This is a genomic window from Paracoccus sp. NFXS7, from assembly GCF_040148865.1.
Taxonomy (GTDB): Bacteria; Pseudomonadota; Alphaproteobacteria; order Rhodobacterales; family Rhodobacteraceae; genus Paracoccus; species Paracoccus marcusii.
In genome coordinates this window covers 19,893-34,689 of sequence record NZ_JAKEKV010000002.1, presented here as the reverse complement: position 1 = coordinate 34,689, position 14,797 = coordinate 19,893, and the positions used below count along the sequence as shown (strand labels likewise).

The window sequence follows — 14,797 nt, the reverse complement described above, 5'->3', positions numbered from 1 at the left end:
ACCCCATGTTCCCCGACCAGATGACCGCCATCGAGATCGCAGGCCCCGGCGCCGCCGATCAGCTGCGCGCCACGACCCGGCCCGTGCCGGTGCCCTGCCATGACCAGATCCTGATCAGGATCGCCTATGCCGGCGTGAACCGTCCTGACGTGCTGCAGCGATCGGGCAGCTATGCCCCGCCGCCGGGCGCGTCCGACCTGCCCGGGCTGGAGGCCTCGGGAGAGATCGTGGGCCTTGGCGCGGGTGTCACGCGCTGGCGGAAGGGCGAACAGGTCTGCGCGCTGCTGCCCGGCGGCGGATATGCGGAATACGCGGTGTGCCACGCCGATCACGCGCTGCGCATTCCCAAGGGACTGTCGCTGCGCGACGGGGCGTGCCTGCCCGAAACCGCCTTCACCGTCTGGTCGAACGTCGTCCAGCGCGGGGGACTGACCGGGGGCGACCGCTTTCTGGTCCATGGCGGAACCTCCGGCATCGGCATGATGGCCATCCAGATCGCCCACGCCCTGGGCGCGCGCGTCTTTGCCACCGCGGGCAGCGACGACAAATGCGCGGCCATCACCGCGCTTGGCGCCACCGCCATCAATTATCGCAGCCAGGATTTCACCAAGGTGCTGGCCGAGGCGGGTGGTGCGGACCTGATCCTGGACATGGTCGGGGGCAGCTACATCCCCCGCAACATCAAGACGCTGGCCCAGGACGGGCGGCTGGTGATGATCGCCTTTCTGGAAGGCCCCAAGGTCGAGTTGAACTTTGCCCAGATCATGGTGAACCGCCTGACCATCACCGGGTCCACCCTGCGCCCGCAATCCGACGTCGCAAAGGCCGAGATCGCCGACCAGATCCGCAAGCGGCTGTGGCCGATGATCGCCGCCGGGTCGGTCGCCGTCACCATCGACAGCGAGTTCGCGCTGGCCAACGCGGCCGATGCCCATCGCCGGATGGAAAGCAGCGACCATATCGGCAAGATCGTCCTGAAGGTCGCGGGCTAGCGCACGGCCTCGATCAGCAGGCGGGGCGCGTCGCAGTCGCGGCGCGCGTCGGGCGCACAGGTCCGGGGTTCCAGGTCGCGGGTCAGGCAGATCCGCACCTCGGTCAGGGCGCCGTCGCGGCAGGCGATGGTGACGCCGTCGGCATCCAGGTCGGGATTGGCCTCCAGGAAGGCCTCCTCGATCACCGCGGGCGGGGCCGCGACGTCGCGGGCCAGATCATCCAGCACCGGCGGGATGACGATGCCCTCTGCCGCCTGCCGGGTCGCGTCGTAATAGCCCGCGGCAGACAGCCCGCTGCAGCGGCCGTGCTTTTTCCACTGGTACCACGCCAACCCGCCGGACCCCATCACGTCGGCCATCGCGGCGCTTTCGCGGCGCGACGGATCGCGTTCGGGCGTCGTGCAGTCCTGCGGCCAGCCGCGTTCGTATTGCGGCCACAGTCCGTGGACCGAAAAGTCGCGTGCCGTGCCGTCGCGGCATTCGGGGGCGTCGCGGTCGTCGCCCGTCGTGCTGCACCAGGTCGGCTGCCAGGACAGCGCCAGCACGTAATAATCGAACCGCCCCGCAACGTCGCGGGCGGCAAGGGGCAGGGGGGGCAGCAGGACCGCGAGGGTCAGGAACAGGATGCGCATCCTGCGACAATAGCGACGCCCGCGCCGGCATGCACCGGCAAACGTGCGAATCCTCTTTTCCCCGGCCTCCGGAATCGGTATACGACCTGCCAATTCCCCCCGAAAACGAGGAATGGCGCAAGCCGAAGCCGTTTTTCCGGCCCTCGCCCCCATGTTCGGGACCAAGAGACACGCGAAGGAGACTGACATGAGCAAGCCGCTGATGGCCAAGGCCACCGCCGTCTGGCTGGTCGACAACACGACGCTCAGCTTCAAGCAGATCGGCGATTTCTGCGGTCTGCACGAGCTTGAGGTCCAGGGCATCGCCGATGGCGACGTGGCCGCGGGCGTCAAGGGCTATGACCCCGTCGCCTCGAACCAGCTGGACCCCGAAGAGATCAAGCGCGCCGAGGCGAGCCCGATCTATCGCATGCGCCTGAAGCACAACCCCGCCGCCGACGGCGAGGAAAAGCGCCGCGGGCCGCGCTATACGCCGCTGTCCAAGCGGCAGGACCGTCCCGCGGCGATCCTGTGGCTGGTCAAGTTCCACCCGGAGCTGGCCGATGCGCAGATCGCCAAGCTGGTCGGCACGACCAAGCCCACGATCGCGTCGATCCGCGAGCGGACGCACTGGAACAGCCAGAACATCCAGCCGATCGACCCGGTCGCCCTAGGCCTGTGCCGGCAGACCGAACTGGACGCCGCCGTCCAGAAGGCCGCCAAGAAGAAGGCCGCCGAAGGTGGCGTGATGACCGACGACGAGCGTCGCAAGCTGGTCAGCACCGAGACATCGCTGTCCATGTCCGAGGAGCCGCGCCTGCCCAGCGCGATCGCCGGGCTGGAGAACTTCAGCCTGTCGCGCGACGAGGACAAGCCCGAGCGGGAGCTGGACAAGGACACGTTCTTCAACCTGCCCGACACGGATGACGAGGATGACGACGAGGACGATCACGGCAAGTCGCGCCGCTGATTGGCACCGCAGATGATGAAAAAGGCCGGGCAATCGCCCGGCCTTTTATCTTGGGATGGACGCCCGGCTGCCCGCCCGCCCGCAACAACGATCGCATGGAAAAAGGCCGCGCCAGGTTTCCCCGACGCGGCCCTTTCTGCAAACGCCTGAGTGTCAGGCGCGGCCGCGCACCGCACGTGCGATGGCGATCAGGATACATGCACCCACGAAGCCTGCCAGCAGATAGGCAAAGCTGAAGCTTGCGCCGGCCGCATAGAGGCCCAGAAGCGAGCCGAAGATGAAGTTGAACAGCACCGCGCCCACGATGCCCAGGATGATGTTCATCAGGAGGCCCATGTTGGACTTCATGAATTTTTCAGCAAGCCAACCGGCAATGCCCCCGACGATGATAGCTGCAAGCCAGCCCATGCCATTCTCCTTGATTGTCCCGGCCGACCCTGACGGTCGGCGCCTTCTGTGAGCGCAACGTGGCCTCTGGCCCCCGGTTCCAAGACGGCGTCGAAAATGTCAGACCGAGAGGCAGATATACTTCATCTCCAGATAGTCCTCCAATCCGTGATGGCTGCCCTCGCGGCCCAGGCCGGACTGCTTGACGCCACCGAAGGGTGCCACCTCGGTCGAGATGATGCCGGTGTTCACGCCGACAATACCGTATTCCAGCGACTCCTGGACGCGGGTGACGCGGCCGATGTCGCGGGCATAGAAATAGGCGGCCAGACCGAAGATGGTGTCGTTGGCGGCGGCAACCGCCTGATCCTCGGTGTCGAAGCGGAACAGCGGCGCCAGCGGGCCGAAGGTCTCCTCGGTCGCGACCTTCATGTCGCGGGTGACGCCGGTGACGATGGTCGGCTCGAAGAACAGGCCGTCCTTGCGCTTGCCGCCGGTCAGGACCTGGCCTCCGCCCTGGGTGATGTCGCGGATATGCTCCTCGACCTTGTCGATGGCCTTCTGATTGATCAGCGGGCCGGTGGTGGTCCCCTCGGTCAACCCGTCGCCCACGCGCAGCTTCTCGACCGCGGCCTTCAGCTTGTCGGCAAAGGCGTCATAGACCCCGGCCTGGACATAGATGCGGTTGGCACAGACGCAGGTCTGGCCGTTGTTCCGGAACTTGGACGCCATGGCACCCTCGACCGCGGCGTCCAGATCGGCATCGTCGAAAACGATGAAGGGTGCGTTGCCGCCCAGCTCCATGCTGCATTTCATCACCTGGTCGGCGGCCTGGCGCAGCAGCACGCGACCCACCTCGGTCGAACCGGTGAATGTCAGCTTACGGACCAGGTGGTTCTCGCAGAACTCCTTGCCGATGTCGCTGGCGCGCGACGACGGGACGACCGACAGGATGCCCTTGGGCAGGCCCGCCCGTTCGCCCAGCACTGCCATGGCCAGCGCCGACAGGGGCGTCTCGGCTGCGGGCCGCGCGACGAAGCCGCAGCCGACGGCCAGCGCGGGCCCGGCCTTGCGCGCGATCATCGCGTTCGGAAAGTTCCAGGGCGTGATCGAGCCGACGACCCCGATGGGCTGGCGGATGACGCTGATGCGCTTGTCGGCCTGGTGGCCGGGGATGGTCTCGCCATAGACGCGCTTGGCCTCCTCTCCGAACCATTCGATGAAGCTGGCGCCATAGGCGATCTCGCCCTTGGCCTCGGCCAGGGGCTTGCCCTGTTCGGCGGTCAGGATGGTGCCCAGGTCGTCCTGGTTGGCCATCATCAGGTCGAACCACTTGCGCATGACCTGGGCGCGGTCCTTGGCCGTGCGCGCGGCCCAGTCCTTCATCGCCGCCGCGGCGGCGTCGATGGCGCGGGCGGTCTCGGCCCGGCCCAGATCGGCCACATGGGCGATGACGTCGCCGCGGGCGGGGTTGGTGACTTCGAACGTGGCGCCGTCATCGGCGTCGACCCATTCGCCGCCCACGAACGCACGGGTTTCCAACAGCGAGGGGTCGCGAAGAAGGCTTTTCAGATCGGTCGGCTTGGTCATGGCGTCCTCGGGGTGCATTTCGGTTGCGGCATGTGAACATGTCCGGCGCGGCAAAGTCAAAGCCGCCGCGGGGCCGGTCGGTGCCGACGATGACGGAAACGTGAAGCGGGCGTCGCAACCGGGGGCGGGGTTTGGCGTTCGGCCTGCAATCGCTAAGCTGTCCCTCTTGGCGATCTCTCGGGGGCGGTGCGCTGGTCGCGCCGCCCTTTTCCTATCCGAACCGCTGTTGCCAGCTAGGTTGCGGGTCACCCGGCCGCGCCGAGGCGCTGTGCACGCCATGCGCCACGGCACGCGCCAGCACGCAGGCCGCCGCATGGCCCAGGACGAACGCATCGCTGGCGGGGTCCGCCAGGGGTCGTGCGCCCGTGGACACTGCAAAGACCAGATCGCCGTCCAGCGGCGTGTGGCTGGGCACCAGGGCGCGGGCCAGGCCGTCATGCGCGGCGGTCGCCATGCGCTGCAGCCCGGCCTTGTCCAGCGCGGCATCGGTCGCGACGATGGCGATCGTCGTGGCCTCGCCAAGGCGCTTGGCCGGGGCGGGTTCATGGGCGGCGGGAAAGCGCGCGGGCAGGCCCAGGCCCCCGAATTCGGCCTCCAGCTCCCACGGGGCTGCCCAAAAGTGGCGGCTGTCGCCCACGGTCGCCTGCCCAAGCGCGTTCACCACGACCAGCGCGCCGACGGTGGCCCCACCCTGCAGCACCGCGGATGCCGACCCGACCCCGCCCTTCAGCGTGCCGGTCAGCGCGCCGGTGCCCGCGCCCACCGATCCCATCGCGCAATCCACCCCCGCCGCGGTCCAGGCCGCGGCGCCAAGGGCGGGATAGGGATTGGCGTCCCATCCCTTGTCGCCTCCGTTCAACAGGTCGAACACGATCGCGCCCGGCACGATCGGCACCCGCGCGGGGCCCACGGCAAAGCCGCGCCCCGCCCGGTGCAGCGCCGCCATCACCCCGTCGCAGGCCGCAAGGCCGAAGGCCGACCCGCCGGCCAGCACCAGCGCATCGACCCCGCCCACCAGCTTGTCGGGCGCCAGCAGGTCGGTTTCCCGCGTCCCGGGCGCGCCGCCCATCACGTGGACACTGGCCGCAAAGGGCGCATCGGCGGTCAGCACGGTGACACCGGACCGCAGGGCGTCGTCCTGGGCGTGGCCCACGCGCAGCCCGGCCACGTCGGTGATCCGGTTGCGCGGGCCCCGGATCATGCCCGCGCCCTGAGCGCCGCGTCGCGCGTCTGGGTCAGGGTCGCGCCGGGGGTCAGCGCCTCGGGGTCCAGCCGCAATTCGATCACGGACAGGCGGCCCGACAGGCGGGCGCGTTCAAAGGCGGGGGCGAAATCTTCGTCTCGCTCGACCAGCTCGCCATGGCCGCCATAGGCGCGGACCAGGTCGGGCAGGTCGGGATTGAACAGGTCGGTGCCCGACACGCGCCCCGGATAGTGGCGCTCCTGATGCATTCGGATCGTGCCATAGCGGCCGTTGTTGGCCACGATGACGATGGGCGTCGCGCCGTACTGGGCAGCGGTCGACAGCTCGTTCACGGTCATCTGCAGGCAGCCGTCCCCCGCCAGGCAGACCACGGTCCGGTCGGGATGGGTCAGGCTGGCGGCGATGGCCGCGGGCAGGCCGTATCCCATCGACCCCGACGTGGGCGCCAGCTGCGTGCCATGGCAGCGCCAGCGGTAATAGCGGTGCAGGAAGCTGGCATAATTCCCCGCGCCGTTGGTGACGATCGCGTTGGCCGGCAGGTTCTGCGCCAGCCAGCCCACCACCTGTTCCAGCCGCAGCGCGCCGGGCGTGGGGCGCGGGGTCTGCCAGTCGTCATAGGACGCGCGCAGCCGGGCCCGCCAATCGGACCAGCGCGTCGTGGGGGCGGGCAGGTCGGCCAGCGCGGCCACCACGCGGCGTGGATCGGCGACCAGGCCCGGATCGGCCCGCCACAGCGTGCCCAGCTGGTCGGGGTCGGGATGGACCATGATCACGCGGGCATGGGGACGCACCGGGTCCATCGCGCTGTAGCCCCCGGTCAGCGTGTCCCCCAAGCGCGAGCCAAGCGACAGGATCACGTCCGCCTCGCGCAGCGCCGCGGCCAGCGCGGGGTTCATGCCGACGCCCAGGTCGCCCACGTAATGGGGCAGGCGGTTGTCCATGCGGTCCTGGCGGCGGAAGGGCACGGCAACCGGCAGATCCCAGGCCGCGGCAAGGCGGGCCAAGTCCTCGGCCGCGTCCTGCGACCACTGGCTGCCGCCGGCGACGACCAGCGGACGCCGTGCCGTCGCCAGGGCGTCGGCCACGGCCTGCACCGATTGCGGCGCAACGTGGGACAGCGGGGCCGGGGCGGGGGCCAGGTCGGGAATGTCGGCATGGCCGGACAGCATGTCCTCTGGCAGGGCCAGGACCACGGGACCGGGTCGGCCCGACATCGCCACGTGAAAGGCGCGGGCCACGTATTCGGCGATGCGGTCGGTCGCGTCGATCTGGGCCACCCATTTCGCCAAAGGCGCGAACATGGCGCGGTAATCGACCTCCTGGAAGGCCTCGCGGTCTTGGTCGCCGCGCGCGATCTGGCCCACGAACAGGATCATGGGGGTGCTGTCCTGGCGGGCGACATGCACGCCGGCGCTGGCGTTCGTGGCCCCCGGTCCGCGGGTGACGAAGGCCACGCCGGGCCTGCCGGTCAGCTTGCCGGTGGCCTCGGCCATCATGGCCGCGCCGCCTTCGTGGCGGCAGACGATGTTGCGGATGCCGCTGTCGACTAGCCCGTCCAGCGCCGCCAGGAAGCTTTCGCCCGGAACCGAGAACACCCGCGTGACGCCGTTGGCGCGCAGCGCCTGCACCAAGATCTGACCGCCATGCCGCATCGGCTACCCTTCCGTGAATTCGATCTGGCGCACGCGGACATGGCGCAACGCCTCGACCATGAATGCCGTCATCAGGCCAAAGTGCAACAGCCCGTTGGCCGCCGCCAGCCCGCCCAGGATGCGCCAGTCCTGGGGCATCAGCACATCGCCATAGCCAAGCGTGGTGAAGGTGACCAAGGTGAAGTACATCGCCTCCTCGAAGGTGGCGAAGACGCCCATCTGGTGGAACGCCACTGCCCACAGCCAGACCGACGCCGTGACCATCGCCAGCACCGCCAGGCTGGTCGCGACGATCACCAAAGCCAGCTTGGGCCGATGGGGCGCACGGGCCAGCCAGCGGGCGTTGCGGGAGAATGCCGTCTCCAGCGCCCAGATGGCCAAGGCGGCCATCAGCACGCTGATCACCATCAGCACCGATCCGAACGCGATCTGACCCAGCATGTCCCCCCCTGCGACAGACCTAGCGCAGGGCACGGCCATCGCGCAACGCATGCCTTTACAGATGCACCCGCCGCGCCTATCTGACCTGCCATGGCCAAGGATGACGACAGCAAGAACTACAAGGTGATCGCCGAGAACCGGCGGGCCCGGTACGACTATGCCATCGAGAGCGATCTCGAGGTGGGGATCATGCTGACCGGATCCGAGGTCAAGTCCCTGCGCGTGGGCCAGTCGAACATCGCCGAAAGCTATGCCTCGGTCGAGGGCGGAGAGCTGTGGCTGATCAACGGCTATATCGCGGCCCTGTCGCGGGCCGGCGTCTTCGGCCACGAGGAGCGGCGCCGCCGCAAGCTGCTGGTGAAATCGCGCGAGCTGGCCCGCCTGTGGCAGGCCACAGCGCGCGAGGGTATGACGCTGGTTCCGCTGGTGATGTATTTCAACCACCGCGGCATCGTGAAGCTGAAGATCGCCGTCGCCAAGGGCAAGAAGAACCACGACAAGCGCGAAACCAGCGCCGCCCGCGACTGGAATCGTCAAAAGGCGCGCCTGCTGAAGCAGGGATAGGCCATTGCAGCCCTGGCCCCCGGCCTGTAGATCGGGGCGGCACAAGCCAAGGGGGACGGCGATGGACGATCCGAAGACACTGGTCTCGACCGACTGGCTGGCGGCGCATCTGTCCGATCCCGACCTGCGCATCATCGACGCCAGCTGGCACATGCCCGCCACGGGCCGCGACGCGCGGGCCGAATACGAGGCGGGCCACATCCCCGCCGCGCGCTTCTTCGACATCGACGCGATCAGCGACAAGCGCTCCGCCCTGCCGCACATGGCCCCCCCGCCCGAGATGTTCATCAGCCGCCTGCGCGCGATGGGCGTGGGCGACGGGCATCAGGTGGTCATCTATGACAATTCCGACGTGCGCAGCGCCTTTCGCGTCTGGTGGACCTTCCGCCTGATGGGCAAGACCGACGTGGCCGTGCTGGACGGCGGCCTGCCGCAATGGCGCGCCGAGGGCCGCCCGCTGGAGGACATGCCCCCCGTCATGCGCGACCGCCACATCACCGTCCAGCGCCAGGCGGGCCTGGTGCGCGACGTGACCCAGGTGGCCGCGGCCAGCAAGCTGGGCGATCCGCAGATCGTCGATGCGCGCAGCCCCGAACGCTTTCGCGGCGATCAGCCCGAACCCCGCGCGGGCCTGCGCGCGGGCCATATCCCGGGCTCGCGCAACCTGCCCTTCGGTCGCCTGTTCAACGCCGACGGCACGATGATCGCGCCCGACGCGATCCGCGCGGCCTTTGCCGAGGCGGGCATCGACCTGTCCAAGCCGGTCATCACCACCTGCGGCAGCGGCGTGACGGCAGCGGTGCTGTCCTTCGCGCTGGAGCGGGCGGGCCATCGCGACCATTCGCTTTACGACGGCAGCTGGACCGAATGGGGCAGCTTCGCCGACCTGAACATCGCAACCGGAGACGCCTGATGCTGACCGACCTGAAAGCCCAAAGCCCCGACAAGATCCTGATGCTGATCGAGGAGTTCAAGGCCGACACGCGACAGGGCAAGATCGACCTGGGCGTGGGCGTCTACAAGGACCCGCAGGGCGTCACCCCGGTCATGCGTGCGGTCAAGGCCGCCGAACAGCGCATCTGGGAGACGCAGACCACCAAGGCCTATACCGGGCTGGCGGGCGAGGCCGACTATCGCAACGCGCTGGCCACGATGGTGCTGGGCGATCTGCCCGCCGACCGTCTGGCCTCGGTCGCCTCCGTGGGCGGCACGGGTGCCATCCGTCAGGCGCTGGAGCTGGCGCGGCTGGCCAATCCGGGCGTGCGGGTCTTCGTGTCGAACCCGACCTGGCCGAACCACCTGTCGATCATGGCGTTCATGGGCCTGCCCTATACCGAATACCGGTACTTCGACGCGGAAACCCGCGGTGTCGATTTCGAGGGCATGAAGGCCGACATCGCGCAGGCGGGCAAGAGCGACGTCGTCCTGCTGCACGGCTGCTGCCACAATCCGACCGGCGCGAACCTGACCCTGGAGCAATGGTCCGAGGTCGTGGCGATCCTGCAGAAATCGGGCGCGATCCCGCTGATCGACCTGGCCTATCAGGGCTTTGGCGACGGGCTGGACGCGGATGCCGAGGCCACGCGCCTGGTCGCCCGCAGCCTGCCCGAGGTGCTGATCGCGGCGTCGTGTTCCAAGAACTTCGGCATCTATCGGGAACGCACCGGCATCCTGATCGCGCTGGCCGACACCACCAAGGGCCGCGATCTGGCACAGGGGTCGATGGCCTTCCTGAACCGCCAGAACTTCTCGTTTCCCCCCGATCATGGTGCGCGCATCGTCAGCACCATCCTGATGGACGACGCGCTGCGCGCCGATTGGGCGGCGGAACTGGAGGAGGTGCGCAACACGATGCTGGGCCTGCGCGACCAGCTGGCGGCAGAACTGCGCGATCTGTCGGGCAGCGACCGGTTCGACTTCATCCGCCACCATCGCGGCATGTTCTCGCGCCTTGGTGCGACGCCCGAACAGGTGCAGCGCCTGAAGACCGATGCGGCCATCTACATGGTGGGCGATTCGCGCCTGAACATCGCGGGCCTGAACCGCGACACGGTGCCGGTCCTGGCCCGCGCCATCATCGACGCCGGCATCTGATCCGGGCGGGCTGGCGCGTCAGCGACGCGCCAGTGCCTGCTCGATGTAGTCGCGCAGTTCCTCGACCTCGTTGCGGCTGTCGCGCAGGCCGTCCATCGCATCGCGCAATTCGGCCTGCGTGCCCGCCAGGCGGGTGGTCAGCGCCGCCTCGCGTTCGGCCAGGGCGGCCACGGCCTCGTCGCGCTCCTCCTCGACCTCGTGCAGCTGCTGGGCCATGCGGTCCAGCTCGGACATGTCGGCACGGGCAGGGCGGGCGACGCGATGGACCAGCCAGCTGGCGATCCAGCCCAGCACGAAGGCCCCGAACAGAATCAGGGCGGTCACGGCTATGAATTCGGATCTGTTCATTCGTCTGTCGCTTCGTCTTGCGCGCCTGCCTGCTCTGCGACGCTGTCGGGACGCGGGCCGGGGCGGGGGGTGTCGTCATCGGGCGTCAGCACGGGCACCCTAAGGTTTTCCTCGCGTTCGTCCAGCGTCTGGAACTGTTCCGCGACCCCCACGGTCATGGGCACCATCCCGGACGCGGCACGGCTGTGGGGCAGTTGCGGGCCCTGCATCTGCGCCGCCCGGTCGGGCAGCTGCGGCCCCTGCATCGGCGGCAGGCGCGGGCCTTGGGTCAGATCCTGGGCGGGGTCCGGGTCGACCTCGGCGCCGGTGACGCCGGCGATGGTGACCGGGGCGGGGATGGTGTCGGCATCCAGGGGGTGCGGCGACAGCAGGCGGAACTCGATCCGGCGGTTGATCTCGCGGCCTTCCTCGGTCTGGTTGGTGGCGACGGGGCGGCTTTCGCCATAGCCGCGGGCCGACATGTTCGCCACGCTGATCCCGGCATCGGCCATCGCCGAGACGATGGCCTGCGCGCGCGACCGCGACAGTTCGGCGTTGAACGCCTCCGAACCCTGAGAGTCGGTATGGCCGCCGGCCTCGATCTGAAAATCGCCGCAATCGGCCATGGCGCGGACGAACCGTTCCATCGTCGGCCCCGGATCGCCGGCGATCGACGAGCGGCTGGGTTCAAAGCCGATTTCGCTCTCGGACATGATGATGTTCAGGCGCGCGACGCATTCCTCTCCGTCGGGCAGGCCCAGGGCCTCGTCCATGCGGCGGTCATAGCTGATCGCCAGGCGATAGCGCGCGCCCGGGCCAAGCCGTTCCGACAGCAGCGCCGCGGCCCGGTCGCTGGCACGTGGATCGCCCGACACGCCCGTCAACTCGATCATGTCGGGGGTCACGCGAACCTGGCCCGCGTGCAGCGCGCCCATCGCCTCCAGCCCCGCGATCACGCGGACGGTCCAGCCGCCGGGAACCGACGGATCGGTCCGCAGACCGCTTTGCGCCACGTCAAAGCGTGACCGGGCAAAGCTGTCCACGGCCTGCTGCATCTGCGCATCCGCGATGCGTCCGCGCATCGACAGGCTGCCCGAGGGCGGCAACGTGGCCTGGAATTCGATGGGCGCGGCCTGGGCGGCCGCCTGTTCATGCTGGGCCTGCAGCCGATAGGTCGGGGGCAACGCCTGTTCCAGGCGGCCGGCGACCTGGTCGAACTGCTGGCGCGTCACCGATGCAGGCACCACCAGCGCCACGTCCGCATCCGACAGCGTCACCTGGCCCTGGCCCAGCTGCCCCACGGCGGCGATGGCGGCGGCGGCGGCCTCGGCCCAATCGTCGGACGGGGCACCCAGGCCCAGGGTGCAGGTCGGCACCCTCTGCATGCCGGCATCGCGGGCCGCCTGCACGATCCGGTCGCGGCCCGCATCGTCGCTGGCCGCGCAGGCGTCGAAGCGGCCGCCGTCATCATCCATCACGAACCGCAGCGTGAAGGGCGCGATCACCGGACGCGGCGCGGTGATCTGCAGGTCCAGCGCGACCTGCGGCGGCGCGGCCCGGCGCAGCGCCTGTTCCAGCCGGCCCTGATCCTCGCGGTCGGCGGCCAACGCCGCCACCTGCACCTGTCCCGGCGCGATCGAGATCTTGGCCTGCGCGGTCATCTGGGCGGCCTGCAGCCCGAAGCGCAGCGCCTCGGTCCAGCCGTCGGGGACGGGGTGGTCTGCGGCCTCCAGCAGGTCGGTCACCTGCTGGCCCGCCGGGCGCAGTCCGCGCAGGATCGCGTCGCGGTCGGTGGCGGCGGGAACCAGCCCGATCAGCGACAGCCCCTGTTCGCCCTTCAGCAGCTCGACCTTGAAATCGGGGGGCGTCATCGCCTCGACCGAGGCGACGGTCATCTCGTCCAGGATGCGCGTGGCGTCGACGGCGGTGCCGGCCTGGGTCACCGCACGGAACCGCTCGACCTCGGACGGGGCAGTGCCGGTCAGGCGGACGCGCAGCCCGTCGGTCGCCACCTGCGCCCAGTCATGGCCCGCGGCCTGCAGGGCCTGCGTCACATCGCGCGCGGCGCGATCCTCGACGAAGGTCGCTGCGGCCTCGGCCCCCATCCAGGACAATCCGCCCGCGCCGGCCAACACGATGATGGTGGCCAGGGATGTCGAAAGGCGGCGGCGTCGGGCCATCGGAAAAACCTTGTGCTGTTGCAAGCGTGCAACGTCTAGCGACGGGGGGGCGGTGGCGCAATCATGCCAGCCCCGCAATGGCAAGAAACAGCGCAAGAATCAGCCCAGCATCGCGGTTCGACCGGAACAAACGCAGGCAGACAGCGCCCTGATCCGGCTGGAAATTCCGCAGCTGCCACGTCAGGTGCAGCCCCAGGGCCAGCACTCCGGCCCAACCCATCAACAGATTGCGACCCGTCAGTGCGACGGCCACCGCCAGGACCGCCACCGTCACCAGCGCAAAACCCGCCAGAATCGCGGGGCTGCGGTCACCGAACAGCCGGGCGGTGGATTTCACCCCGATCAGCGCGTCGTCATCGGCATCCTGATGGGCATAGATGGTGTCATAGAAGATCGTCCAGGCGATCGCGCCCAGCCAGGCCACCACCGGCGCCGGATCGACCCGGCCCATATGCGCGGCATAGGCCAGCATGACGCCCCAGTTGAAGGCAAAGCCCAGGAACAACTGCGGCCACCAGGTGAAACGCTTGGCAAAGGGATAGATCGCCACCAGCGCCAGCGACGCGACCCCCATCCACACCGCCGCCCGTCCCAGCGTCAGCAGGATCACCAGTCCGACCAACCCCTGCGCCCCCAGCCACAGATAGGCGCCGCGCAGGCTGACCTGCCCCGAGGGCAGGGGCCGCGACCGGGTCCGCGCCACCTGCGCATCGATGTCGCGGTCGGTGATGTCGTTCCAGGTGCAGCCCGCGCCGCGCATGACGAAGGCGCCGATGGCGCAGGCCAGCGCGATCCACACATCGAAAAACCGCGGCCCGTCCGCCATCATCGCAAGCCCGATCCCCCACCAGCAGGGCAGCAGCAGCAGCCATGTCCCGATGGGCCGGTCCGCCCGGCTGAGCCGCAGCCAGGGCCGCGTGCGCACCGGCGCAAAGCGGTCCACCCAGTTGTCCGGGGGCGCGTCAAAGACGGCGTCTGGCCTTTCTGTCCGGCTTTGCATAGCGTCGCGCCCATCATGGCTAAGATCAGACTGTTCATAGATCACCCGTTGGTTGCAGGACAACCCGTTCCCGTGGACGGCGCGCAGGCGCATTACCTGTCGGGCGTCATGCGCCTGCGGCAGGGCGACGCGGTGTCGGTCTTCAACGGGCGCGACGGCGAATGGCAGGCGACCCTGCTGGATGCCGGCAAGCGCGGCGGCAGCCTGTCGGTGGTCGCGCAGACCGCGATCCAGCAGGATCCGCCAGACCTGTGGCTGATCTTCGCGCCCATCAAGAAGGCCCGCACCGACTTCATCGTCGAGAAGGCGGCCGAGATGGGCGCGGCGCGCATCATGCCCGTGCAGACCGACCACACCAATTCCGACCGCATCCGCCAGGACCGCCTGCAGGCGCACGCGATCGAGGCCGCGGAACAATGCGGCGGCACCTTCGTGCCCCCGGTGGCCGACCTGGCCCCGCTGTCGCGCGTGCTGGACGGGTGGGACCCGGCGCGGCGCATCCTGTGGGCGGACGAATCCCGCGCCGGGCCAGCCGCGACGCTGGCGGGGCTGCCGCAGGGCCCCTGGGCCATCCTGATCGGCCCCGAGGGCGGGTTTTCCGCCACCGAACGCGCGCGGCTGGCGCGCCTGCCCTTCGTCACGCCGGTCAGCCTGGGGCCGCGAATCCTGCGCGCCGACACGGCGGCGGTGGCCGCGCTGGCGCTGTGGCAATCGGCCTTGGGCGACTGGCGTTAACCAACAGGCAGACGAAGGGGTTCGATTTGCGCCCCTTCGTGACCTTTTTG

The 14,797-nt window shown here is 69.3% G+C and carries 15 protein-coding genes; 6 read left to right on the top strand and 9 right to left on the bottom strand.

Annotated features, from left to right (window positions below):
• The first annotated feature begins 5 nt into the window (after window positions 1-5).
• Window positions 6-992, top strand: coding sequence for an NAD(P)H-quinone oxidoreductase (locus LZ686_RS04825; RefSeq protein ID WP_349547139.1), 987 nt, complete (start codon window positions 6-8; stop codon window positions 990-992).
• Here LZ686_RS04825 and LZ686_RS04820 read toward each other — a convergent pair.
• Window positions 989-1,624, bottom strand: a complete 636-nt coding sequence (locus LZ686_RS04820) for a ribonuclease T2 family protein (protein WP_127897742.1) — start codon at window positions 1,622-1,624, stop codon at window positions 989-991. The two genes, LZ686_RS04825 and LZ686_RS04820, sit on opposite strands and share 4 nt — an antisense overlap.
• Window positions 1,625-1,811: 187 nt before the next feature.
• Here LZ686_RS04820 and LZ686_RS04815 point away from each other — a divergent pair, with 187 nt between their 5' ends.
• Complete coding sequence (locus LZ686_RS04815) at window positions 1,812-2,573, top strand: DUF1013 domain-containing protein (RefSeq protein ID WP_148911228.1); 762 nt, start codon at window positions 1,812-1,814, stop codon at window positions 2,571-2,573.
• 153 nt (window positions 2,574-2,726) lie between these two features.
• On the opposite strand, the gene LZ686_RS04810 is transcribed toward LZ686_RS04815, so the two are convergent.
• The 5 genes from LZ686_RS04810 to LZ686_RS04790 form a co-directional block, all read right to left on the bottom strand.
• Complete coding sequence (locus LZ686_RS04810; RefSeq protein WP_198143153.1) at window positions 2,727-2,981, bottom strand: GlsB/YeaQ/YmgE family stress response membrane protein; 255 nt, start codon at window positions 2,979-2,981, stop codon at window positions 2,727-2,729.
• Between the two features lie 99 nt (window positions 2,982-3,080).
• On the bottom strand, window positions 3,081-4,550 hold the full coding sequence (locus LZ686_RS04805; protein ID WP_349547138.1) for an NAD-dependent succinate-semialdehyde dehydrogenase: 1,470 nt from the start codon (window positions 4,548-4,550) through the stop codon (window positions 3,081-3,083).
• 211 nt (window positions 4,551-4,761) lie between these two features.
• A complete protein-coding gene (locus LZ686_RS04800) occupies window positions 4,762-5,751 on the bottom strand; it encodes a P1 family peptidase (RefSeq protein ID WP_349547137.1) in 990 nt (329 codons plus the stop codon).
• Complete coding sequence (locus tag LZ686_RS04795) at window positions 5,748-7,406, bottom strand: thiamine pyrophosphate-binding protein (RefSeq protein ID WP_349547136.1); 1,659 nt, start codon at window positions 7,404-7,406, stop codon at window positions 5,748-5,750. Before LZ686_RS04795 ends, LZ686_RS04800 begins: the two co-directional genes overlap by 4 nt.
• A gap of 3 nt (window positions 7,407-7,409) precedes the next feature.
• Window positions 7,410-7,847 (bottom strand): ion channel, encoded by a 438-nt coding sequence (locus tag LZ686_RS04790; protein WP_046000753.1) that lies wholly within the window; start codon window positions 7,845-7,847, stop codon window positions 7,410-7,412.
• Between the two features lie 90 nt (window positions 7,848-7,937).
• Between LZ686_RS04790 and smpB the strand changes: the two genes are divergently transcribed.
• From smpB to LZ686_RS04775, 3 genes are all read left to right on the top strand, one after another.
• Complete coding sequence (gene smpB / locus LZ686_RS04785; RefSeq protein ID WP_045980939.1) at window positions 7,938-8,411, top strand: SsrA-binding protein SmpB; 474 nt, start codon at window positions 7,938-7,940, stop codon at window positions 8,409-8,411.
• A 61-nt stretch (window positions 8,412-8,472) separates the two neighbouring features.
• On the top strand, window positions 8,473-9,324 hold the full coding sequence (gene sseA / locus LZ686_RS04780) for a 3-mercaptopyruvate sulfurtransferase (RefSeq protein ID WP_349547135.1): 852 nt from the start codon (window positions 8,473-8,475) through the stop codon (window positions 9,322-9,324).
• On the top strand, window positions 9,324-10,505 hold the full coding sequence (locus tag LZ686_RS04775) for an amino acid aminotransferase (RefSeq protein ID WP_349547134.1): 1,182 nt from the start codon (window positions 9,324-9,326) through the stop codon (window positions 10,503-10,505). The genes sseA and LZ686_RS04775 overlap by 1 nt, the downstream gene beginning before the upstream one ends.
• An 18-nt stretch (window positions 10,506-10,523) precedes the next feature.
• On the opposite strand, the gene LZ686_RS04770 is transcribed toward LZ686_RS04775, so the two are convergent.
• The 3 genes from LZ686_RS04770 to ubiA all read right to left on the bottom strand — a co-directional run bounded on the left by LZ686_RS04770 (window position 10,524) and on the right by ubiA (window position 14,012).
• Window positions 10,524-10,853 (bottom strand): hypothetical protein, encoded by a 330-nt coding sequence (locus tag LZ686_RS04770; protein WP_349547133.1) that lies wholly within the window; start codon window positions 10,851-10,853, stop codon window positions 10,524-10,526.
• Window positions 10,850-13,012 (bottom strand): OmpA family protein, encoded by a 2,163-nt coding sequence (locus LZ686_RS04765; RefSeq protein ID WP_349547132.1) that lies wholly within the window; start codon window positions 13,010-13,012, stop codon window positions 10,850-10,852. The genes LZ686_RS04770 and LZ686_RS04765 overlap by 4 nt, the downstream gene beginning before the upstream one ends.
• A gap of 61 nt (window positions 13,013-13,073) precedes the next feature.
• Entirely contained in the window at window positions 13,074-14,012 is a 939-nt protein-coding gene (gene ubiA / locus LZ686_RS04760; protein WP_273744250.1) for a 4-hydroxybenzoate octaprenyltransferase, read from the bottom strand.
• 15 nt (window positions 14,013-14,027) lie between these two features.
• Here ubiA and LZ686_RS04755 point away from each other — a divergent pair, with 15 nt between their 5' ends.
• Window positions 14,028-14,747, top strand: coding sequence for a 16S rRNA (uracil(1498)-N(3))-methyltransferase (locus LZ686_RS04755; RefSeq protein ID WP_127897750.1), 720 nt, complete (start codon window positions 14,028-14,030; stop codon window positions 14,745-14,747).
• Window positions 14,748-14,797 lie beyond the last annotated feature (50 nt).